Origin of the sequence: Flectobacillus sp. BAB-3569, assembly GCF_002270355.1 — a bacterium.
In the GTDB taxonomy this organism is placed as follows: Bacteria; Bacteroidota; Bacteroidia; order Cytophagales; family Spirosomataceae; genus Flectobacillus; species Flectobacillus roseus.
Map to the genome: position 1 here is coordinate 380,930 of NZ_NJFZ01000009.1, position 22,417 is coordinate 403,346.

Annotated in this window: 15 protein-coding genes, 1 tRNA gene and 1 pseudogene; 13 read left to right on the plus strand and 4 right to left on the minus strand. The window is 37.7% G+C overall.

Going from position 1 to position 22,417, the window contains the following annotated elements; translation table 11 throughout:
• The first annotated feature begins 47 nt into the window (after positions 1-47).
• The 10 genes from BWI92_RS10860 to BWI92_RS10905 all read left to right on the plus strand — a co-directional run bounded on the left by BWI92_RS10860 (position 48) and on the right by BWI92_RS10905 (position 14,177).
• Positions 48-1,121, plus strand: a complete 1,074-nt coding sequence (locus BWI92_RS10860; RefSeq protein WP_095163057.1) for a DegT/DnrJ/EryC1/StrS aminotransferase family protein — start codon at positions 48-50, stop codon at positions 1,119-1,121.
• A 26-nt stretch (positions 1,122-1,147) separates the two neighbouring features.
• Positions 1,148-3,235 carry a glycosyltransferase family 39 protein gene (locus BWI92_RS10865; RefSeq protein WP_095163060.1) on the plus strand — a complete coding sequence of 696 codons (2,088 nt, stop codon included), beginning with the start codon at positions 1,148-1,150 and terminating at the stop codon, positions 3,233-3,235.
• 30 nt (positions 3,236-3,265) lie between these two features.
• Positions 3,266-3,964 (plus strand): WbqC family protein, encoded by a 699-nt coding sequence (locus tag BWI92_RS10870; RefSeq protein ID WP_095163064.1) that lies wholly within the window; start codon positions 3,266-3,268, stop codon positions 3,962-3,964.
• Between the two features lie 77 nt (positions 3,965-4,041).
• Positions 4,042-4,701: an acetyltransferase gene (locus BWI92_RS10875; protein ID WP_095163074.1), complete on the plus strand. Its 660-nt coding sequence runs from the start codon at positions 4,042-4,044 to the stop codon at positions 4,699-4,701.
• A 30-nt stretch (positions 4,702-4,731) separates the two neighbouring features.
• Positions 4,732-5,616, plus strand: coding sequence for a class I SAM-dependent methyltransferase (locus BWI92_RS10880; protein ID WP_095163091.1), 885 nt, complete (start codon positions 4,732-4,734; stop codon positions 5,614-5,616).
• A gap of 91 nt (positions 5,617-5,707) precedes the next feature.
• Entirely contained in the window at positions 5,708-6,640 is a 933-nt protein-coding gene (locus BWI92_RS10885; protein ID WP_095163100.1) for a hypothetical protein, read from the plus strand.
• 107 nt (positions 6,641-6,747) lie between these two features.
• The gene (locus BWI92_RS10890; RefSeq protein ID WP_095163116.1) at positions 6,748-7,563 is read left to right on the plus strand and encodes a phytanoyl-CoA dioxygenase family protein; all 816 of its coding nucleotides are present in this window, start codon (positions 6,748-6,750) and stop codon (positions 7,561-7,563) included.
• Positions 7,564-7,751: 188 nt separating this feature from the next.
• A complete protein-coding gene (locus BWI92_RS10895; RefSeq protein WP_095163128.1) occupies positions 7,752-8,735 on the plus strand; it encodes a glycosyltransferase family 2 protein in 984 nt (327 codons plus the stop codon).
• Positions 8,736-8,929: 194 nt separating this feature from the next.
• A complete protein-coding gene (locus tag BWI92_RS10900; protein ID WP_095163131.1) occupies positions 8,930-11,320 on the plus strand; it encodes a family 78 glycoside hydrolase catalytic domain in 2,391 nt (796 codons plus the stop codon).
• A gap of 157 nt (positions 11,321-11,477) precedes the next feature.
• Positions 11,478-14,177 (plus strand): alpha-L-rhamnosidase, encoded by a 2,700-nt coding sequence (locus BWI92_RS10905; RefSeq protein ID WP_095163139.1) that lies wholly within the window; start codon positions 11,478-11,480, stop codon positions 14,175-14,177.
• 180 nt (positions 14,178-14,357) lie between these two features.
• On the opposite strand, the pseudogene BWI92_RS10910 reads toward BWI92_RS10905, so the two are convergent.
• Positions 14,358-15,622 (minus strand): annotated as a pseudogene (locus BWI92_RS10910) (asparagine synthetase B).
• A gap of 336 nt (positions 15,623-15,958) precedes the next feature.
• Here BWI92_RS10910 and BWI92_RS10915 point away from each other — a divergent pair.
• Together BWI92_RS10915 and BWI92_RS10920 are read left to right on the plus strand one after the other, a co-directional pair.
• Complete coding sequence (locus BWI92_RS10915; RefSeq protein WP_095163144.1) at positions 15,959-17,200, plus strand: ABC transporter permease; 1,242 nt, start codon at positions 15,959-15,961, stop codon at positions 17,198-17,200.
• A gap of 207 nt (positions 17,201-17,407) precedes the next feature.
• A tRNA-Leu gene (locus BWI92_RS10920) sits at positions 17,408-17,491 on the plus strand.
• 44 nt (positions 17,492-17,535) lie between these two features.
• Here the strand turns inward: BWI92_RS10920 and BWI92_RS10925 are convergent.
• Positions 17,536-18,192 (minus strand): alpha/beta hydrolase, encoded by a 657-nt coding sequence (locus tag BWI92_RS10925; protein ID WP_095163149.1) that lies wholly within the window; start codon positions 18,190-18,192, stop codon positions 17,536-17,538.
• 96 nt (positions 18,193-18,288) lie between these two features.
• Between BWI92_RS10925 and BWI92_RS10930 the strand changes: the two genes are divergently transcribed.
• Positions 18,289-19,800: a DUF4394 domain-containing protein gene (locus BWI92_RS10930; protein ID WP_095163159.1), complete on the plus strand. Its 1,512-nt coding sequence runs from the start codon at positions 18,289-18,291 to the stop codon at positions 19,798-19,800.
• Positions 19,801-19,945: 145 nt separating this feature from the next.
• Here the strand turns inward: BWI92_RS10930 and BWI92_RS10935 are convergent, their stop codons facing one another.
• Entirely contained in the window at positions 19,946-20,653 is a 708-nt protein-coding gene (locus BWI92_RS10935) for a phytanoyl-CoA dioxygenase family protein (RefSeq protein ID WP_095163169.1), read from the minus strand.
• 18 nt (positions 20,654-20,671) lie between these two features.
• Complete coding sequence (locus BWI92_RS10940; protein ID WP_095163171.1) at positions 20,672-22,231, minus strand: DUF5723 family protein; 1,560 nt, start codon at positions 22,229-22,231, stop codon at positions 20,672-20,674.
• Positions 22,232-22,417: the final 186 nt, after the last annotated feature.

Below are 22,417 nucleotides of genomic sequence, written 5' to 3' on the forward strand. Positions count from 1 at the left end.
GAAAAGAGAAACTTCGAAATTTGAAACTTATATACAGATTACGCTAAATGATTAATGTAACTAAAACATATTTACCTCCTTATGAGGAATATGAAGCCTACCTAAAGGGTATTTGGGAGCGAAACCAACTCACAAACAATGGCCCCTTAGTGCGTGAATTAGAACAAAAAATTAAGGATTATTTAGACGTAAAGCACTGCTTGTTTGTATCAAATGGTACTATTGCTATTCAGTTAGCACTCAAAGTATTAGGAGTAACCAAAGAAGTTATTACTACACCATTTTCTTACTGTGCCACTTCTCACTCTGTTGTGTGGGAGGGATGTACTCCTGTTTTTGCAGATATCCTTAGTTCGGATTTGTGTATTGACCCACAAAAAGTTGAAGCTGCAATTACTGAGAATACACAAGCAATTTTGGCTACTCACGTATATGGCAATCCATGTGACGTTTATGAGCTTCAAAAAATAGCGGATAAGCATAACATTAAGCTTATTTACGATGCAGCACATGCCTTTGGAGCCTCTGTAGACGATAAATCACTCCTTTCATTTGGCGATATTAGCACTTGTAGCTTCCATGCTACTAAGGTCTTTCACACGGTAGAGGGTGGAGCTGTGATTACTAATAATGATGAGTATGCTTGGCTTTTAGATAGATATAGAAGCTTTGGTCATATTGGTGACGATTATCTTACGATCGGTATTAATGGCAAGAATTCTGAGTTTCATGCAGCGATGGGTTTGGTAAACCTTCCTAAAGTACCAGAAATTATCGCGGCTCGTAAGGCAATTTTCGATATTTATGATCAGGAATTAAACTGGGAGAAACTTGGGCGACCTGAACTTTCACTGAATACCGTGAAAAATTATGCTTATTATCCTGTTTTCTTTGAATCTGAAGCCGCGTTGCTGAAGGTAAGAGATGCTTTGTCTGAAAATCAGATTATGCCTCGTCGATACTTTTATCCATCCTTGAGTACGCTCAAATTCGTGACAGAGGAAAGTACTTGCCCTATCTCCGATGATTTTGCTTTGAGAGCTTTGGCTTTGCCTCTATATTTTGATTTGGCGCATGAGGATGTTTACAGAATTGCACGTATCGTAAACGAAAATCTCTAATACTTCTATTGACTAAAATTATTGATATGAATTTTATCTATCCAATCCTGTTTGCCAGTTTTATAGGCTTTGTATTGAGAATAGCCTCTAGGGTTTGCATGAAATCTTTGGTGGATATTGTGCTCACGGCTTACATTACGTTTTGTGGTAGTGTTATTTTGACAGGATTTGCACTTTCTGAAATAGGTAAAATCGATGATCGTCGTTTTTGGGCACTTTCGGTTTTTATTCCAGCTTTCGTCTTCTATGTACAGTTTACCAAATTGTTTGGTCGAGATCAACGTGAGCGGTTTACTTTCTTTGAACTGATAGGAAGCCGTACACAATTGGTTTGGAACTGGTTTGGAAACCTTCCTATATGGCTAAAATGGTCTTTTGGATTACTTTTTGGCGCGTTTGTTATTACTGAAATCACCAACCTTTTCTTGATTTTTTATACCGTTCCCAATGAGTGGGATAGTATGACTGGGCACTTGAACAGGTTGATGTATTACATGCGTCATGGTTCTATGGCTCATTTTGGTGGAACCAATTGGAATATAGATACTTATCCTCGTAGCGTTTGTACGATTCAAATCTACAACTACCTTATGAGTGGTCGTATCGAAAATTGGTTTAAAGTAATTCATCATACCGCCTACATCATTATTGGTTTTGGTGTATTTGGCATTGCTGAAAGATTAACCAAAAATTTTACAGCAAGTGTCTTTGCAGCTTTGGTAATGTGGTTGTTACCAGATGTTATGATGCAGTCTATTTCAACCGAAACGGATATTGTATTAGGATCGTATTTGGCTTGTTTGGTGTATTTCCTTTTTACTTATCGAGAAAAACACTGGAGACGTTATTTGTACCTAGCTGGGTTGACTTTTGGCATTGCTTTAGGACACAAGATTACCTTTGTGTTTTCTTTTCCACCACTGTTTTTGATAATTATTTATACAGTTTTTGGTGAAGATTTAAGAGCAAAATTTATAGACAAATTTGGTGACTCTTACCAACATTTCTGGTCAAGAACCTTTGGAAGATTGACTCACTTAGTTGTTGGCCTGACTGTTGGGGTGGTGCTATTCACTTTACCAACTGGATATTTGAGAAACATCCAATTGTTTGGTCACCCGATAGGACCACCTACTGCATTAAAACACCAATCTGTGGAACGTGCAGGAACATTGAAAAACCTTATCAAACAAGGCTCACGAAATGTTGTGAGGTATTCTATTGATATGGTAAACCTTGACGGCTTAAGAAATATAGAACAGTTTGAAACGGTTAATCAACTCATGAGAAAACCGATCGAGAAAGTGGAGAAAAAACTTCATCTTCGTCTCGAGGAAGAAACAGACTTTACTATCAATCCTTTTTCGTATAATGTAAGGTTTGAATTTTTTAATGCAAATCCTCACTGGGGAATATTTGGTTTTGCCATTGTCTTGCCATTGGTAGTATTGGTGTTGATTGGTTTTATTCGTAGAGGAATTGCTTTTTATGTACTGGCAGTAGCCTTTTGTTTGCATTTTGCAGCGCTGAGTTTTACGGCACCTTACGATGCTTGGAAAGGTCGTTATATGATTAGTACTGCCGTGTATGCAGTTCCATTGGTGACATTGTTATTTCATGAAGGCAATAAATGGAGGTTACAAAGCGGGTCGTTTATACTATTGAAATTCTATACTGCCATCGTTGTATTAGTGGCATCGGCATCAGCCATATTGGTTGTGTATTTGAATGAACGCTGTTTGCCAATTGCAGCTTTGGGGCGTCCTTCTGCTTTTGATACTGATAGAATTGACCTTCAAACTTGGGCTCGTCCTGATATCACGCCTGCCTATCATAAGTTTGACGAGTTGGTACCTCAAGATGCTACTGTTGCATTGGCTACGATCAATGATGACTTTGAGTATCCACTTTGGGGTAAAAACTTGACTCGTACTTTGATTGTCATTAATCCATTTGAAAAAGGTGTTCAGCCAATTCCGAAGGAAGCACAATATTTATTCTTTGCCAAAAAGGTTATTAAACCTCAGCCTGGGGATATTCGATTGGGAACCGATACGACCATGAAGAATATGATTACTAGAGGAGAAGATTATTATTTAAGAAAGTTAAAATAAAGTTCTTCAATTCTTGAAGAATCTTACGATATGAAACTAGCGATTATGCAACCCTATATTTTTCCATATATAGGGTATTTCCAATTGATTAAAGCAGTAGATAAATTTGTCATTTATGATGATGTAAATTTTATCAACAGAGGCTGGATTAATCGCAACAGAATTCTGGTAAATGGCAAGGATAGCCTTTTTACGATTCCTTTGAAAGAGGCAAGCCAGAATAAGTTAATCAATGAAATTGAAGTAAATTGGGATGATGCTTGGAAGTCAAAGTGGCTTAAAACGCTTGAACAGAGTTATAAAAAAGCACCTTTTTTCCAACAAGTGCTGCCCATCATAGAACAAACATTAGGGCAGGAAAAAACAATTTTTTCTGAAATCATTGTCGAAAACCTGAAGCTTATCAATGCTTATTTGGACATCACAACGGAGATAATTCCTAGCTCGGCGATTTACCAAAATATCGAATTGAAAGCTCAAAATCGTATCTTAGATATATGTCTACAAGAAAAAGCTAACCATTACATCAACCCAATTGGTGGTATTGAGTTGTATCAAAAAGAGGTATTTGAAGAAAAAGGAATACAACTAAATTTTATTAAAAGTAAGCCGGTTCAATATCCGCAACTAAAGAATGATTTTGTTCCTTGGTTATCCATTCTTGATGTTTTGATGTTCAATTCTGTGGAGCAAATACAAACGTTTTTGGATTCGTATGAATTGGTATAATTGAGCGGCAAAAATCTACATGAACTTACACTAACCAGACTGGTTGAGCTTTTTTGACCTAATAAACTAAACGAACTATGGCAAAAGTTGTTGTTTTTGGAACAGAGCTGGTGGCCGAACTCGCCCACTATTATTTGACTACTGATACAGACCATGAAATTGTGGCCTTTACGGTAAATCAAGAGTATATTAAAGAGCCAACTTTTTGTGGCTTGCCAGTAGTGCCTTTCGAAGAGGTAACGACTTTGTATCCGACCAACGAATACAAGTTTTTTGCTCCCCTGTCTGAAAGAAAAATGAACCAAGTTCGTGCCAAGGTTTATCAAGAAGCCAAAGATTTGGGATATGAATTTATATCGTATATCAGCTCAAGAGCTACAGTACTGACAGACAAAATTGGTGAAAACTGCTTTATTCTCGAAGACAATACGATTCAACCTTTTGTGACAATAGGTAACAATGTTGTGCTTTGGAGCGGTAACCATATTGGGCATCATGGTACAATTAAAGACCATGTGTATTTTACTTCTCATGTGGTACTTTCTGGTCGTTGTGTGGTTGAGCCTTATTGCTTTTTTGGAGTAAACGCTACCATTCGTGATGGCGTACATATTGCAGAAGGTACACTGTTTGCGATGGGAACCAACTTTACAGGGAAGAAAACAGAACCTTGGAGTATTTATAAGGGAAATCCTGCTGAGAAAGCAAAAATTTCAAGTAAAGACATTAATTTATAATTCATATCACGAAAAAATTCGTGCAACGCAATGAGTAACTACGAACAAAAATTTATTTGCCCTAAAACTAAAACAGCTTTGGTTTTGGCTGAAGATGGCAATACTTTACATAATACTTCGACAGAAGAACCCATTTCTTATGAAATCAACGACATCGTTGATTTGACATATCCTAAGGAATTATTTGAGCAAGATCGTAAAGAACAATTAGCTTACAATGATGCTTACCAACGTTATGACCGTGGTGTAACATGGGTTTTTGAGTCTTTGAACTCTGATGAAGCAACTGTTCGCCAAAAAATGACTAATCTTCTTGGCTTAAAGCCGGGTATGAAAGTCTTGGAAGTTGGTGCTGGTACTGGCAAAGATTCTGAGTTGATTATCAAGGCAATTGCGCCAGGAGGTCAAGCATTTTTATCAGATTTGTCGCCAAATATGTTGCGTTTGGCCAAACAACGTTTGCAACCTGAAGAAGTAGATGTAAATTATTTTATTGCAAACGGTACATATTTGCCTTTCGAAGACAATACTTTTGATGCGGTTTTCCACTTTGGAGGTATCAATACTTTCTCAGAGCGTAAAGAAGCATTTGAAGAATTCAACCGTGTGGTAAAAGTTGGCGGTCGTGTGGTAGTAGGTGACGAAAGCGTTGCGCCATGGTTGCGTGATCAATCAAGTTACCAAACTTTGATGTCTGCCAATCCAATGTTTGCTGACCAAGTGCCTTTGGAAGACCTTCCTAAAAATATTGATAATTTTGAATTACACTGGATTTTTGGTTTTGGATACTACGTATTAGCGTTTGAGAAAACAGATAAAGCACCAGAAGTGAATGTAAATCTTCAAATTCCAGGAAAAGATTTTGAAGATAACTGGAGAATTCGTGCAGAAAGAAATGCACAAAAGAATGCGTAAAAAGTGTTGAGTTTGGAGTTGGAGTTTGGAATTTTCTAATAGAAAATTTTGACTGCAAAACTCTATGTTTATCATACAAAATAGAAGTACTATGTGGGTTAAAAAAGGTGTGGTTTATAAACCAGATGGTTCGTTGGCGCATAGTCAATCGCACGCTCAAGTGCCATTTGCATACAAACACGAAGATTTTTTAAGAATATATTTCTCAACTAGAGATTCTCAAGGTCAGTCTCGTCCAACATTTATTGATGTTGAATATGATGATCCGACTCAGATTCGCTATATCCACGATAAGCCTATCTTAGAATTGGGTGGTCCTGGTGAATATGATGAAACAGGAGCTATGCCTTCGTGGTTTGTCGATATGCCTAATGGCGATATTTGGCTGTATTACACAGGTTGGAACCGTACACACAACTCTTATCGCTTGTCGATGGGCTTGGCGATCAGTCATGACGGAGGTTTGTCTTTCAAGAAAATGTTCCGTGGACCAATCATGGATCGTTCGATTCATAATCCGATTTGGGCAGCTCAGCCTTCGGTAATGTATGACAACGGGGTTTGGAGAATGTGGCATATTTCAGGTCAAAAATGTGAATATATTCATGGGTATCCAGAACCTTTCTACGACTGTCGTTACGCTGAATCAAAAGATGGTATTCATTGGACTTCGACTGGCGATGTAGTTCTCGCATTTGACGATTTTCTACATGCAGTAGGTCGTCCAAGCGTGTTCAAGGAAGATGGTATTTACAAAATGTATTACTCATATCGTCACACAGTTGACTATCGTACCAATCGTGACCAGAGTTATCGAATGGGCTATGCAGAGTCATTAGATGGTATCAAATGGGAGCGTAAGGATGATTTAGTAGGTATTGCAAAATCTGAAAATCCAGCAGATTTTGATTACAACATGATAAATTATGCGCACTATTATGAACATAATGACAAAAAATATTTGTTGTACAATGGCAATGGCTTTGGTGCATCAGGTTTTGCCTATGCAGTTTCAGAAAAATAGTCACTCAGGCTTTTGATATTTGTCATAAAAATCCCAAATCCTGTACTATAATTTTGAGCCATTGTTGAACCCATTGCTAAGCAATTAGCCAAACATTTCACAAAGCTATGGCAGCCTCAAAAGAACAATTCAATAAAGACGGATTTTTGATTTTGAAAAACTTCTTTTCAAAAGAAGAAATCAATAAAATTTATACAGAAGCAAGACAGCTCTTTGCGATTCAAATCAAGCGTGTTGTAGGTATCGATGTTGATATTAATGATCGTAATACCTTCGAAAAAGCTATGTTTGATTATTTTCAGGCTGATTTTACCTCATTTGTCAACACAGGAAAGCAAGTGCAGCACTTGATTTCGATGCACCGTTTGGGCACAGACGAGCGTATTGTAAATCTATTGAAAGAAATTGGTTATGAGTTCCCGACCATTGCTGTTCGTCCTGCGATGCAATTCAATAGTAGATACTTATCAAAAGGAGGTAGTCACTGGAAATTGGGTGCGCACCAAGACTGGCGTACAGGTCAAGGATCTTTAGATAGCGTTGTTTTGTGGTTCCCATTAGTCGATTGTGGTGCTGATTTGGGTGCTTTACAAATCATTCCTGCTAGTCATACAGTGGGTTTATTGCAAGCCGATACTTCTGGCTATACAGGCTCTATTCAAGATGCTTTACCTGAAGAAGATTATGTACAAACTTCCTTCGAAGTAGGTGATTTATTGATTTTCTCAGCATTTTTGGTACACCGTTCTGGCGACAATATCACACAAAATATTCGCTGGTCGATCCAATTGCGTTACAATAATATGGCTGAGCCAACTTTCCAAGAAAGAGGATTTCCAATGCCATATATTTACAAACCCGAAGAAAATTTGGTAACGCCAGATTTTCCTAAGAAAGAACAATTAGAGCAACTTTTTGCCTAACAATATTCCTTGTATCTTTGCAGACCTGTGAGCATCCCTCACAGGTCTTTTGTTTTTGAACAAAAGGTTTTCCAATAATTCTTTCCACTTAAGTAATAGAAATTAAATCTGTACAAGTTTCTGAAGTTAAGTATTTTAAAGAATACGCTTTCTTCTTTGCCAAGTACTGCGACTTAATACCCATTTCAATGATTAAAGTAAGCGTAATTGTTCATACATATAAGCACGAAAATTACATACGTCAAACGCTGGATAGTATTGTTAATCAGCAAGTTAATTTTGAATACGAAGTGATTGTTGGTGACGATGCGTCTCCTGACAGCACTCCCGATATTATTAGAGAATACCAACAGAAATATCCTCATTTAATCAAGCCGCTGTTACATCCAGTAAACTTGGGTGGTTTTGGGAAAAACAATACAATGGCAACGCTTGCGGAAGCAAAAGGGCAATATATTGCACCAATGGACGGCGATGATTATTGGACAAGTCCCCATAAATTACAAAAGCAGGTTGATTTTTTGGATGCTAATCCTGATTTTGTCGCTTGTTTTCACAATGCTTTAATCCATTTTGAAGATGGTTCTCATCCAGATGAATATGTGAATACCCCTGAGCAAAAGGTAGTAACAACGCTTGATGATTTGGTAGGAGAGGACGAAGTTTGGTATATGGCAACCTCTGCGGTGATGTTTCGTCATGGTATCATGAAAACTTATCCTCAGTGGTTTCATGAGTCCAAAAGTGGCGATATTCCAAGATATATTTTGCTCGGAAAGCATGGCAAATTTTACTATATGAACGATGTAATGTCGGTTTATCGTAAAAACGGTGGTGGTATGAGCTTTACAGATGGTAAACAGGATGCAGAATTTTTATTCAATCGCATTGGTATGTACAAGGGCATAGATCAAGAATTAGATTTCCGTTTTCATACAAGAGTCCGCAAAAATATCGCTAGATATTACTTGATGCTGGCAAATTCGATACAATATGGAGATAATCCTATTTTGTCTCGCTACTATGCCCTGAAATCTTTGGTACTTTCGAGACCAAACAAGCCTGAGCATTTGAAAAAAGTGATGATGACCTATGTGATTCCTCATCGTGTCATGGGCATATATGCTAATGTAAAATGGCAACTGATGAAAATAGTAGGAAAAGCTAAATAAAATTAAATATTTTCTTCTTTAAAAAAGGCTAGAAATCACCTCTAACGTGATATTTCTAGCCTTTTTTGATTTGATATGTAAGAAACAAGGACTAATAATGACAGCAGAGACCAATAAGATTTTTATATTCATGAATAAATCTAATATAAAATAGAATTTTATCATGCTTGTTTAGAATGTAAATCTCTTAACAAATGAAATCACAATCCTTAATATTGCTCTTTTTATCGCTTTGTATGAGTTCAGTGACAACTGCTCAAACAATTCATCCTGATATACAGAATAAGATATGGACTGCCTATTGGGTAGCAGCTCCTCAGACGGTTCCTCAAGCATACGGCGTTTATCATTTTCGGAAGAGCTTTGAGCTACCTCAAACACCTTCAGATTTTACCATACACGTGTCGGCAGACAACCGATATAAGTTGTATGTAAACGGCACAATTATATCGCAAGGACCTGCCAGAGGTGATTTATCTTATTGGAATTTTGAAACCTTAAACATTGCTCCCTATCTTAAAAAAGGTAAAAATACTATCGCTGCCATTGTCTGGAATGAAGGGGATTTTAGGGCAGAAGGACAAATTTCGCACCGCACCGCATTTGTGTTGACAGGTAATACTTCCGCTGAGAAGATTGTAGATACCAATCCTACATGGAAGAGCTTTTCGAACCAAGCCTATCAGCCATTGTCCAAAGGCGTTGGGCATCCTGCCTATTATGTGGCGGGTGCAGGTGAATTATTGGATTATTCTAATACATTACCCACCAATTGGAATTCAGAGAGTTTTGATGATACCCAATGGGCAAATGCTGAACGAGTTGGCTGGAGAGGTGCTTGTCCAAAAGGAATTTCGGATATAAACAATTGGATGCTAGTACCTTCTGCCTTACCTTCGATGGAATATAAAAAGCAATATTTTAGCACAGTGAGAAAAGTGGAAGGGGCGACACTTACGAGCCAGAATCTTGAAAATGTTTCTTGGGAAATCCCTGCAAACGCTCATGTGAAAATTTTGCTTGACCAAGGTTTTTTAACCAATGCTTTTCCTAAAATTATTTTCCAAAAAGGAAAAGATACCAAAGTCGGCTTGACTTATGCCGAAGCCCTCATGGATATCGATGCATTGAAGAAGAGACAAATTCTGAAAAACAATCGCAATGATATTGAAGGTAAAATTATTGTAGGTAGAAAAGATAGCTTATTACTTTCTGGAAAAGATTCGGAGGTCTTCGAATCGCTGACCTACCGAACCTTTAGATATGTCCAAATAGAGATTCAGACAGGGTCAGAACCACTTCTGGTAAAAGAAATATCAAGTAATTTTGTAGGATTTCCTTTCACGCGAAAAGCACAACTACAAAGCTCGACTATCGACTTTCAGCCTTATTTGACTATTGGTTGGCGTACTGCACGGCTTTGTGCAGTAGATACTTATATGGACTGCCCGTATTATGAGCAGTTACAATATATTGGCGATGCACGTATCCAAGCGTTGGTTTCGTACTTCAATGCGGGCGATGACCGTTTGGCTCGCAATGCCTTGAATCAAATGGAACATTCTCGTATGGCGGAGGGAATTACTTTGAGCCGTCACCCTTCTTTTTCTCCCCAACAAATACCTACGTTTTCATTATGGTATATTGGTATGCTTCAGGATTATTTAAAATATCGTGGCGACTCTAATTTTATCAAAGAAAAACTGCAAGGCGTAAGAAACATCTTGTGGTTTTTTGAGAAATATCAAAATGCAGAAGGTTCACTTCGTAAGGTTCCTTACTGGATATTTACAGACTGGGTCGAAAACCGTAAAGGGTGGAGTAATGGTGAAGCTCCTTATGGCAAAAATGGCGCTTCAGCTGTATTGGACTTGCAATTACTTTGGGGGTATCAAGTGGCTGCCGACCTCGAAAGTCAGTTGGGCATGAAAGCTTATGCTGAGATGTATTCGCAGAAGGCTTTGCAATTGAAAAAAATGATTTTACAAAAATATTGGGATGCTTCAAAAGGGATATTGGCTGATACAGAGGAAAAAGAGGTGTTCTCGCAACATGCCAATAGTCTTGGTATTTTGACAGGAGTAATACCTTCAAATAATTATGCCCAAGTAAGCGATAAACTTCTCCATGATAAATCTTTAGCACCAGCCTCAATTTATTTTAAATACTATTTGCACCAAGCATTGGTAAAAGCAGGAAAAGGCGATGAATATATAACTTGGTTGAGTGATTGGAAACGTAATATTGAACTAGGATTAACAACATGGGCAGAAATTTCAGAAATAGAGCATGCTCGTTCAGACTGTCATGCCTGGGGAGCGAGTCCCAATATTGAATTTTATCGAGTGATATTAGGAATTGATTCTGACGCACAAGGTTTTTCTAAAGTAAAAATAGAACCTCATTTGGGTAATTTGTCCCAGATTAAAGGTGAAATACCACATCCTCAAGGCAAAATAGTTTGTGATTATTCTCAGATAGGAAATCAATGGAAAATACAGATAGAAAGTCCAGTCGAGGGAACTTTTGTTTGGAAGGGGAAAACCATGCTTCTTAAAAAAGGACTGAATCAATTCAAATTGTAGTAAGCTTCAATAAGGGTTAGGAAAATGTAAGATTCCATAAAAAATCAAAATCAGATGACGTCAAACTTTCCTAACCCTGTATGCTAGACCAAGACAGATTACCAATAAATATTCTGTATTTTTCAATAAAACCAAATTTTACTATCGAAAATAACCTATGAAATATTCTCTACCTGCATTTTTGTTTGCCTCAATGCTGAGTTTCAGGAGTTGGGCGCAACTCTCGGTTCAAAATTTAACGGTCGAAAACCTATCTAACCCAATTGGAATCGATAAAGCACAACCTCGATTTAGTTGGCAACTCAATTCGGACAAAAAAAACATCAAGCAAACAGCCTATGAAATTAGTGTTCGTTCTGGAAAGAAATTGGTCTGGTCAACAGGCAAGATTTCTTCCGAAAATTCTCTCAGGATTCCTTATGGAGGTGCAAATCTTGAGTCGGATAGTAAATACACTTGGCAAGTAAAAGTTTGGGATAACCAAGTAAAGGCTCCTGCCTTGGCAACCGCCAATTTCCAAACAGCATTGTTACGCCACGACGAATGGAAAGCTCAATGGATTAATTCTGGGATTGAGGCCGATTCTGTCAATGGTATTGTCCCACATTTAAGAAAAACCTTTGAGGTAAAAAAGCCCATTTCATCCGCAACGGTTTTTGTGACTTCCAGAGGTTTGTACGAAGCAAGTTTGAATGGTAAAAGGGTAGGAGATGCCTTTCTGACGCCAGGCTGGACCAGTTATAACAAGCATTTGCAGTATCAAACCTATGACGTTACCAAACAATTGAGTACAGGCAAAAATGCGGTTGGGGTGACGCTTGGCAGTGGTTGGTATAGAACAAAATTGGCATGGGATAACCATAAAAATCTTTATGGCAAAGAGACCGCTTTGTTGTTTCAGTTACATATCACGTACGCCGATGGATCAGAGGATTGGATTGTTTCTGATAATTCTTGGAAATCAACAGCTAGTCATATTTTGTTTTCTGAAATATATGATGGCGAACGTCAGGATTTAAGAAAAGAAATCAAAGGTTGGGATTTAGCAAATTTTGATGATTCTAAATGGCAAATTGTAAAAATCGCCTCATTTGCCACAGATTACCTGAATGCTTCCGTAAATGAACCTATTAAAAAGCATGAAACATTTAAGCCAGTTAAAGTCCTAACTTCACCGAAAGGAGAAACGATTTTAGATTTTGGGCAAAATGTGGTGGGTTGGGTAAAATTCAATATTTCAGGAAAAGCGGGTCAAATGATTAAGCTATATCATGTCGAAATGTTAGATAAACATGGAGTTCCATATTTTGAAAATCTACGTTCAGCCAAAGCTCAAGCTCATTATGTGTTGAGTGGCGAGCCGAATCAAACGATTGAGCCACATTTTACCTTTTTTGGATTTAGATATGTAAAAGTAGAAGGGTTAGAAGGTAAAATTAATCCCGAAGATTTTACGGCTGTTACCCTCTATTCTGACATGAAACCACTTGGAAGTTTTGAGTGCTCAAATCCAATGGTGAACCAATTACAAAAAAATATACAATGGGGACAAAAAGGCAATTTCTTGGATGTGCCAACCGATTGTCCGCAACGTGACGAACGTTTGGGATGGACAGGCGATGCGGAGGTATTTTCTAGAACGGCTGCATATAATTTTAATGTAAATCAATTTTTTGCTAAATGGCTTAAAGACGTAAGTGCTGACCAAGAGCCAGATGGTGCTATTCCGTTTGTGATTCCTAATGTGTTGGGCAAGGTAACGGGAGCTGCTGGTTGGTCAGACGCTGGCATCATTATTCCTTACAATATGTATGTGGTTTATGGCGATAAACAAATCTTGCAGGACCAATACGCCAGCATGAAGGCGTATTTGACCCATGTGAGAGGTTTAGCAAAAAATGATCTTTGGAATATGGGATTTCAATTTGCCGATTGGTTGTCGTACCGAGTAGATGATTCGAAAAGTACTATTGGACAAAAATCAGCCGTGACAGATGTGTATTTGGTGGCTCAATGTTTTTATGCGTATAATATTGAGTTGATGATTAAAGCAGCTAAGGTATTACAGAAAAACGATGAAGTTGCCGACTATGAGGCCTTGTTGCAAAGAGTCAAAAAAGCATTTCAGCAAGAATTTATGACGGCTTCAGGAAGATTAATTTCAGAAACTCAAACCGCTTATATTTTGGCATTGCAGTTTGATATGCTTCCAGAGTCGCTACGCCAAAGTGCTGTAAATCGCCTTGTTGAAAATATCAAATCCTATGAATATCACCTAACCACAGGCTTTTTAGGAACGCCATTTCTTAATCCTGTTTTGACTCGTTATGGACAAAATGATGTAGCGTATAAACTTCTTTTACAGGATACCTATCCTTCGTGGTTATATCCTATCAAATCGCATGGTGCAACTACCATTTGGGAGCGTTGGGATTCGATGAAACCAGATAGTACTTTCCAAGACCCTAGCATGACTTCTTTCAATCACTATGCCTACGGTGCCGTTGGCGATTGGATGTATCGTACTATTGCGGGAATTGATACCAAAGAAGCTGATGGTGCAGGTTATAAAGCAAGTATTATTAAACCAGAACTTGGCGGAGGATTGACTTTTGCAAAAGGTAGTTATTTGACACCTTATGGTAAAATTGCTTCCAACTGGAAAATAGAAGGAGATTTGTTAACCCTAGAAATAGAAGTACCCGCCAACACCGAATCAACGGTCTATTTCCCGACTTCGGATATAAGCTCTATTAAAAGCAACGGAGTAGCTTTGACTGATTTGAAGCAAGAGGGCAAATGGATTTCTAAAACCTTTGGTTCTGGAAAATATGCCTTTACGATGAAAATTAAATAATTAGGTAATTTGAAGATTTGGTAATTTGAAGATTTGAAAATGTGCGAATTTGAAAATTTAGGGATTTGAAAATGGGAAGATTTAGAAATGCTTTGATCTGCTTTGGTAAATCTCCCCATTCCTGAATTTTTAGACATTTTTCATTTACAAATCTTCAAATCCCCAAATTTTCAAATTATATTAAGTCTTTTGTTTCTTTTTCTTTGCGGCAGGAAACAATACGTTATTCAAAATCAACCGATAACCTGCTGAATTTGGATGCAAATTCAAATCAGTAGGTTCTTCGTTGACAAAGTGCTGATAGTCTTCAGGGTCGTGACCACCATAAAACGTCCAGAATCCTTTCAAGAAAGTCCCATGAATATAACGAGCTTCATTTAGTGAGCGATTTTCACCTAAAATTGTTACTTCAGGCTTAATCAATGATTTTTTGTACGAAGTAGTTTGTCCCATAAAACCATGAATAGTGGTTTCATGATTTTGTGTCAACATTGTGGGGATAGGATCCCATTTAGCTGAAAATTGGAATAGGTTAAAATAGTCATTATCCTCTCTAACTGGACGCTCATTGTTTGGATATGCCTCAATTGTCGAGAACTCAATGACTTGAGGATGATAGACCAATCCGAAGTTTTGAAATGCAAATGAATTAGCGTAATTCAATTTTTTGTCAGCATTGGGGTCATAGCCATCACCATCATAAAAAGCATCGACAATATCAAGCCCTTCCGCCGCTAAAGCAATATCATAAGTATCTGTAGCAGTACACATGGCAAACATATAGCCACCCCCAGCGACAAAATCCCTGATTTTTTGACTACTCCCAATTTTAGCTGAGATACTTTATTAAAACCATATTTCGCCGCATTTTTCTTATCCTCACGCAATTGTGCCTGATACCAAGGTTGGCTACTCTGATTCCAGAATTTACCCATTTGACCTGTAAAATCCTCATGGTGTAAATGTAACCAATCGTATTCTGGCAGTTTATTATTTAGTACGTCTTCATCAAAAATTAAATCATAAGGAATTTCTGCATAGGTCATCGCCAAAGTCACAGCATCGTCCCAAGGTTGCGCTGTTTTGGGAGAATAAACGGCAACTTTAGGAGGTTTTTGTAATTTTACCACATCCATATTCACATCAGGACTACTCAATTCGGTACGAATTTGAGCTGCATCTCCATCTGAAATAACTTCATAGCTAATACCTCGAATTACCAATTCATTTTCGAACTTTTGCGCTTGTTGAACCATAAAGGCACCACCACGATAATTTAATAACCATTCAACTTCTGTTTCGTGGTTTTTCAAAACCCAATAGGCCAAGCCATAGGCTTTGAGGTGATTTTTTTGGGTATCATCCATCGGAATTAGGATGTACGACGCCCATGCACGGGTGCAAAAAAGAAAAAATATGATAAACGGAAATATAAGGCGCTTCATTGGTTTGAGAATTTTGTCTGACAAGACCTAAATTTGTTACGTCATAAAACTATTATAGCCAAACTACTCCAGAGAAGTACTGAAAGCTACTAAGCGGATAAATACAATTGATATTTCAACGAAAATAATACCGTCGAATGTATATCTCTGCAAGGATCCTTACTACAAATATAGTGCTAATCACCAAAGCACATAACATGATTCGTAAAGGAAGTTAATTTGCTCAGAACAATTCAAGTAGATATCGAAATGGTAAAGGATTGTTTTACAAAATTTTAGTTCAGGAAATAATAGTGACAAACCTTCATTATTGCACAAAACTTAAATTTCAATTATATGAACTTTATTGAAAATATACGAGAAGCCTTACGTTCTATCAAAGGTAATATGTTGAGAACGGTCCTAACAGCCCTAATTATTGCCATCGGTATTACCTCTTTGGTAGGTATTTTGACGGCCATCGACGGGATTCAAAGCTCTGTAGATAATAGCTTTTCAGGCTTGGGTGCCAACTCATTTGATATTCGCAATAGAGATGTTTTTAGAATTAGAAAAGAAGGTGAAAAAGAACGCAATTACCCACCAATCAACTATCGTCAGGCAAAAATGTATAAAGCATTGTTTGGAAAGCAGGCTATTATTGGGATGAAAACGAATGTTACGTTCAATGCTGAAATAAAACACGAATCGAAAAAAACGAATCCTAACTCCAGAATTATCGGTACCGACGAGAATTACTTGGATATGAAAGGTTATAAAATCGCTAGTGGTCGTGATTTTTCGAGTAGCGATTTGGAGCGCGCTGCCAATGTGTGTATCGTTGGGGTAGAGGTAATTAGTCAGCTTTTTGAAAAAAATATTAATCCCCTTAATCAAGAAATTACGATTTCTGGTGGAAAATTTAAAATTGTTGGTTTACTCGAGAAAAAAGGAAGTTTAATGGGAGGAGGCGACGACCGTGTGGTTTTTGTTCCTCTCGAAACAGGTCGTAAACTGTCGCAAGGACGTAGTTTGACATTTGATATTGTAACATCTGCGCCTAATATCAAAGATGTTGAAAATATTATGGAAGAAGCTCGTGGTGCCATGCGTATCGTTCGTCAGGATGAATTGGGAAGAGAAGACTCATTTAGCATCGAGCGTTCTGATTCATTAGTAAAACAATCAGAAAGTATTACAGGTGTATTACGAATAGGAGGGTTTGGTATCGGATTTATTACCTTACTTGGTGCGGCAATTGCCCTGATGAACATTATGATGGTTTCGGTAACAGAGCGTACTAGAGAGATTGGTATCAGAAAATCATTGGGAGCTACCCCGAGAGTAATACGTTTACAATTTTTGATTGAGGCAATAGTGATATGTGTTTTGGGTGGCTTGGCAGGTTTGATTTTGGCTATCCCAATCGGAAACGTAATTGCCAGTGGTATCATGTCTGGAACATCAAGTTTTATTGTACCTTGGTTGTGGATGTTCCTAGGTATCGCAGTTTGTGTATTCGTCGGAATCCTTTCAGGCTTTTACCCAGCTAGTAAAGCCTCTAAATTAGATCCTATCGAATCTTTGAGATATGAGTAAAATGAACCAGCCATATAATCACTTTTTTGAATCGTGCATAAATGTGAAATTATTTGAAAAAATAATGAATTTATAAAAGCTATAATAATCAGAAGATTATGGTAGATGTTATGAGAAAGTTTTATTTTTTTTAAATTTTGCGTTTGCACAGTAAATTTTAATCCTCTAAATTTGCATCACAATCACACAGAAAATGATGTGAATTGAGCCCAGATGGCGGAATTGGTAGACGCGTTGGTCTCAAACACCAATGCCTTCATTGGCATGCCGGTTCGACTCCGGCTCTGGGTACAAAACGGAACAAAGCAATTTGTTCCGTTTTTTGTTTTAAGCCATTATGGTTTCAATTCTTTTCTAATTATCCCTTCTATTTCATTAGAATGCGTGATAATCATAAAGTGTCCACCTTCTTTTATCCAATACTTTCCATCCGTTAACGTATCCATAGCTTGATGAAGTAAACGGTCTTTTTTACCATGTATATAGGCAAACTTCGTATTTACTTCAGTATTCTTCCATTGTATGATTTGTTGTATTGCCCAAATAAAAAAATCATAGTCAGTATCTGCCAAGATTTGACTCAAAAGAGTTTTATCTTGTTCTCTTTTAATGCCAAATAACCAGAAAGTCATAGGATTCGCATTAAGAAAGAAGCCTCTGGGAAGTAACTTGATCAGTTGACTCCAATCCCACAGTCGAAATAGCCACGGAATTTGTCTAAAACTAGAAGCAGAAGAAACTAATATGATTTTACTAACGGGGATATGTTTAGCAATTTCAATGGCTACTATACCTCCAAACGAAAGCCCAATAAGGATAGAGTTAGGTTCTATTCGAGCTGATAGTCGTTGAGCATAATGAGAAATATCCTCATTCTTAAAAAAAGGAATCCACTCAATTAATTGTGGATGATATTCTCTTAAATCAATGTTATTGAACACTCTACAGTCAACTCCAAGTCCACTGAGGAGATAAATTTTTTTATTCTTCATGACCGTTTAATCAATTTAAACATCCCTATTAAATCCAAAATCGCCTATCTCTCGTATCTAAGACAAACATACAAACTTTATATTGTCTTACTTACAATGAAAAAATCAGTTCTTATTTCACTGACGGCTCTAAGCTTGTCAACAGGACTTTTTGTGTCCTCATGTAAACAAACCGAAATGGAGTCAGCTCCTAAACCTGACGTCAATCTTTATCTTCTTGTTGACGGAACAAAACTAGCTAAAATCAATGCCATGCAGTCAGAAATGGCTACAGCAAATGTAACAATTACAGGTTTGATGTCGGGCGATGCGCTTACTTCTATTGATTTTCGTCCTGCAACTGGCGAATTGTATGGTGTAAGTATGATGAACCGCCTCTATGTCATCAACCAAGAAACAGGTATGGCGAGAGTCATTGGTGCAACAGCATTAAACCCAACCATCAGCGGAACTGCAGTTGGATTAGACTTTAACCCTACGGTGGATAGAATTCGTTTGGTAACTAACACAGGTCAAAACCTTCGTATTCACCCTGAGACTGGCGCTGTTGCCGCGACAGACGGTGTTATCAATGGAGGAATGAGTCCAACGATTGAATCTGTAGCTTATACAGGAAACATGGCTGGTTCGAGTACGACTATTTTGTATGACATCGATTCAAAAACAGATAAGTTGTACAAGCAAGACCCACCTAACAATGGTACTTTGGTAGAAGTTGGGGCATTAGGAGTTGATATATCTGCTTCTGGCGGATTTGATATTAATCCTGACGGTACAAAAGCGTTAACAGCTGTAAAAGTAAACAATGTTTGGGAATTACATCAAGTAGATTTGATGACCGGAAAACTCACTAAAATTGGGAATCTTCCTTCTGGTAATATTACGGGCTTGGCTATTCCAACTAATCCAGTGGCTTATGCAGTTGATGAGTCTAATAATTTAGTAATTTTTAATCCAAGTAATATCGGAACGCCAGTCTCAAAAGCTATTACTGGTCTGCAAACTGGTGAGTCGATTTTAGGTATAGATTTTCGTCCTGTAAACGGTCAATTGTATGCACTAGGTAGTACCAGCAGATTGTATTTGCTCAATACCTCATCAGGTGCTGCAACAGCCGTAGGAGCAGCACCGTTTGCAACCTTATTGTCTGGCGCATCTTTTGGGTTTGATTTTAACCCAACGGTAGATAGAATCAGATGTGTAAGCAATACAGGTCAAAATTTAAGATTACATCCTGAAACAGGTGCAATTGCAGCAGTAGACGGCGCTTTAAATCCTGGAACACCTGCAATTACAGCATCGGCTTATACCAATAACTTTGCGGGCGCTACCACAACAGTTTTGTATAATATCGATGTGAATACAGACAAATTGACCAAACAAGATCCACCAAACAACGGAACACAAGTTGAAGTAGGAGCTTTGGGAATCAATGTAGAATCAGCTAGTGGTTTTGATATTGGTAGTAGAAGTGGCACAGCTTATGCCGCATTAAGAGTGGGTAGTACTTCGGCACTTTATACGATTAATCTTACGACGGGTGCTGCAACAAAAGTGGCAGATTTGCCAGTGAATGTAAAAGCCTTTGCGTTAGGAACAGGTTTTTAATGATTAGGCTTTAGGCGGTCGGCATTGAGCTTTCGGCAAATTGTTTCCTTTATTTATTCAAAAACATATTTATAATTTTAGCTTACTGTATATGAGATAAAAAGGTGTTAGTGAAAACTAACACCTTTTTTTATGCCTTCTCATTTCATCTTTCTGCCCATTCCAAACCATTGGGTAATTCAGCATTGGCAAATTCTAAATGTATGACTTTTCTAGGTTGAAGATTGGTGGTTCGTTTGGAGCTGTGGAGTAGGAGGGGTTTCATCAGCATAACACCGCCTTTTTCTACAGGACAGACTTTTTCAGAAGTATTACTCCAATCAATCAGCTCTGGTCTCAAAATACCTTTATTATGCGACTCGGGAATTATGTATAAAGCCCCATTTTCGGCAGAGGTATCATCCAAATGAATCCTCAGCGTAACCATCTGTTCTAAGATAGATAAAGGCGGTTGTACAGCAAAATTATCAGGTTTGATTGTCCATGGTCCAAAGCCTTCAGTCTCTATTTTTTGGTTGACAGAAATAGTCAAGTCCTGATGATAAGCCACATACCAATTTGAATCAGCAGGTTTGTCGAAATAGATACTTTTTACAAGAAAATAATTTTCTCCAAGTAACTCAGCAAGAATAGATTTGAGTTTTGGACTAAAAACCATTGGATACACCTCAGGGACTTCCAGCAAAAATCGACGTATCGCAAATAAATTATTGGATCTCCTGAAGTTAGCTTTATCTTTTGTATTGATCTCAATAGTCTTTACTATATCTGAAATCTCCGCCTCAGAGTATATGGAAGGACAAAAAGCAAAGCCTTGTTTGTTGAGATCATCAAGTGTAGCTCTCATATTCATATGGTAAATAAATGTTTTTTATCTCTTCCAAAACATCATTTTCTGGAAAATAGATTTTTCGCTGTCCTCTTCATACCAGCATGAATTTGGGAGGGTTGGCCCTTTGCTGTATATCGGTAAATTTACTCCAAAATACGCATCAAATCCTTTGGGATTGCCCAAGTTCAATAATGAACCTAGGTTATCTGTACCTATGAATACTGGCCCAAGTCTTGTTGCTAAACCAAAACCAAATTTGCTGTAATTATCGAACAATACTAAAGGCATACTTACCTCTACCCATTTTCTTTCGTATCGTGGGGTAATACTTAGCAAGGAGGGTGTTCTTAGTCCTCTGGTTTTGCTAGTAGTTAGATTTTGAACCCAATACCCCGCCACATATACGTGAGGTTTTACTTGATAATCTGCGGTGACTTGCAAGGTAGCTGGCAAAATTGTCATGAACTGTTGCTCATTGTTACCAGGTCCTGCTCCTAATTTATTGTTGATTTGATTAAACAAAGCATCAAATCCGCGAGAGCCTCTAAAATCTTCTCTTGTAAAGGATGTATTATTAATAGATAAATCCCAGCTGTTAGCATAGAATTGGTTATTGTAATTGAGGTATCCAATATCATTGAGCGATGCTCCAAACTTATATTTGTATTTGTTTTTGCTCGCATCGAGTTTTCGCCTTCCTTTTTCTCTATAAGTGTATTTGCTTATATCAGGACGATATTCATACACAAATCCAAGATCTAAGCCCCAGCCACCACCTGCTGCGTCTCCTCCCAACAACCAACCTAATGAAGGACTGGCATTTTTCAAGGCATCTTCATCTGTATAACCGTATTGAAGCTTCAGCGAATTAATCAGTAGGGTATTATTTACAGGGTTTCTAAAATCAGGTATAATTTGATAATTGGCTTCATTAATGAGAGCATAAGCCGCATATATTCCCGCTAATCGTTTCGCCGTTACACCAACCTTGATATATTCTTCATCATTGTCGACTAACGTTTGTCCATAGGTTATTCCAACTTCTGCATAGCTATTAAGATTGACCATCATGTTTTTGAGGTCATACCCTATGGTACTTGGTTGGACGTTGTCAATGCCATAATACATAGCCTGTGCAAAATCACTATCTACATTGGTAGCGCTCATGCCTGCACGCACACGTGTTGTCAATGCTACAGAACGAGTTTCGTTGATGGTGTATAGAGCCGAAGGTCCACGTGTATCGGTAAGTGCGTATACAGACTCAATTGAGCCATTGGGGTTGGGAGTCAAATATTCATCTTTATAAACAATTACCCCTTTTGCATTACGATAAGTATCAGAAACGCTATTGGTAAACATTGATAAATACGAATAAGGCGCATTCCATCCAAAATAGCTATTGGTAGCAAATGCATCGTTGGCAGCAATATTCAAATAAAACTTATATCGAGAATCTGTAACATTAGCAGGATTTACATAGATCGCATTTGTACCTGCATAGTTACTGTTGGCAATACCCAACCATTGTTGCGCTTGTGAGATAGTTGGCAAGAAGCAAATACCTATACCTATTAGGGCAAGTAATCTTTTTAACATGTATTATAAAGCCTATGAGTTGTTTTAACGATTGATTTATGTATGGGTAACGAGTCGGTGTGAGAGGAATAAAGTATAATACTTATTTGTGGGTGCAAATGTAATAAGGTTGGTTTAATTTATTCGAAAGAGCTTCAATTCTATCGGACTGAATATTAAACTCTAAATATAGATTCATTATTGTAT

Coding starts and splice junctions, on each gene's coding strand:
- BWI92_RS10890 (WP_095163116.1), top strand. CDS start 6,748: ATGGCAGCCTCAAAAGAACAATTCAATAAAGACGGATTTTTGATTTTG.
- BWI92_RS10885 (WP_095163100.1), top strand. CDS start 5,708: ATGTGGGTTAAAAAAGGTGTGGTTTATAAACCAGATGGTTCGTTGGCG.
- BWI92_RS10940 (WP_095163171.1), bottom strand. CDS start 22,231: ATGTTAAAAAGATTACTTGCCCTAATAGGTATAGGTATTTGCTTCTTG.
- BWI92_RS10875 (WP_095163074.1), top strand. CDS start 4,042: ATGGCAAAAGTTGTTGTTTTTGGAACAGAGCTGGTGGCCGAACTCGCC.
- BWI92_RS10915 (WP_095163144.1), top strand. CDS start 15,959: ATGAACTTTATTGAAAATATACGAGAAGCCTTACGTTCTATCAAAGGT.
- BWI92_RS10930 (WP_095163159.1), top strand. CDS start 18,289: ATGAAAAAATCAGTTCTTATTTCACTGACGGCTCTAAGCTTGTCAACA.
- BWI92_RS10900 (WP_095163131.1), top strand. CDS start 8,930: ATGAAATCACAATCCTTAATATTGCTCTTTTTATCGCTTTGTATGAGT.
- BWI92_RS10895 (WP_095163128.1), top strand. CDS start 7,752: ATGATTAAAGTAAGCGTAATTGTTCATACATATAAGCACGAAAATTAC.
- BWI92_RS10880 (WP_095163091.1), top strand. CDS start 4,732: ATGAGTAACTACGAACAAAAATTTATTTGCCCTAAAACTAAAACAGCT.
- BWI92_RS10865 (WP_095163060.1), top strand. CDS start 1,148: ATGAATTTTATCTATCCAATCCTGTTTGCCAGTTTTATAGGCTTTGTA.
- BWI92_RS10905 (WP_095163139.1), top strand. CDS start 11,478: ATGAAATATTCTCTACCTGCATTTTTGTTTGCCTCAATGCTGAGTTTC.
- BWI92_RS10935 (WP_095163169.1), bottom strand. CDS start 20,653: ATGAATATGAGAGCTACACTTGATGATCTCAACAAACAAGGCTTTGCT.
- BWI92_RS10870 (WP_095163064.1), top strand. CDS start 3,266: ATGAAACTAGCGATTATGCAACCCTATATTTTTCCATATATAGGGTAT.
- BWI92_RS10925 (WP_095163149.1), bottom strand. CDS start 18,192: ATGAAGAATAAAAAAATTTATCTCCTCAGTGGACTTGGAGTTGACTGT.
- BWI92_RS10860 (WP_095163057.1), top strand. CDS start 48: ATGATTAATGTAACTAAAACATATTTACCTCCTTATGAGGAATATGAA.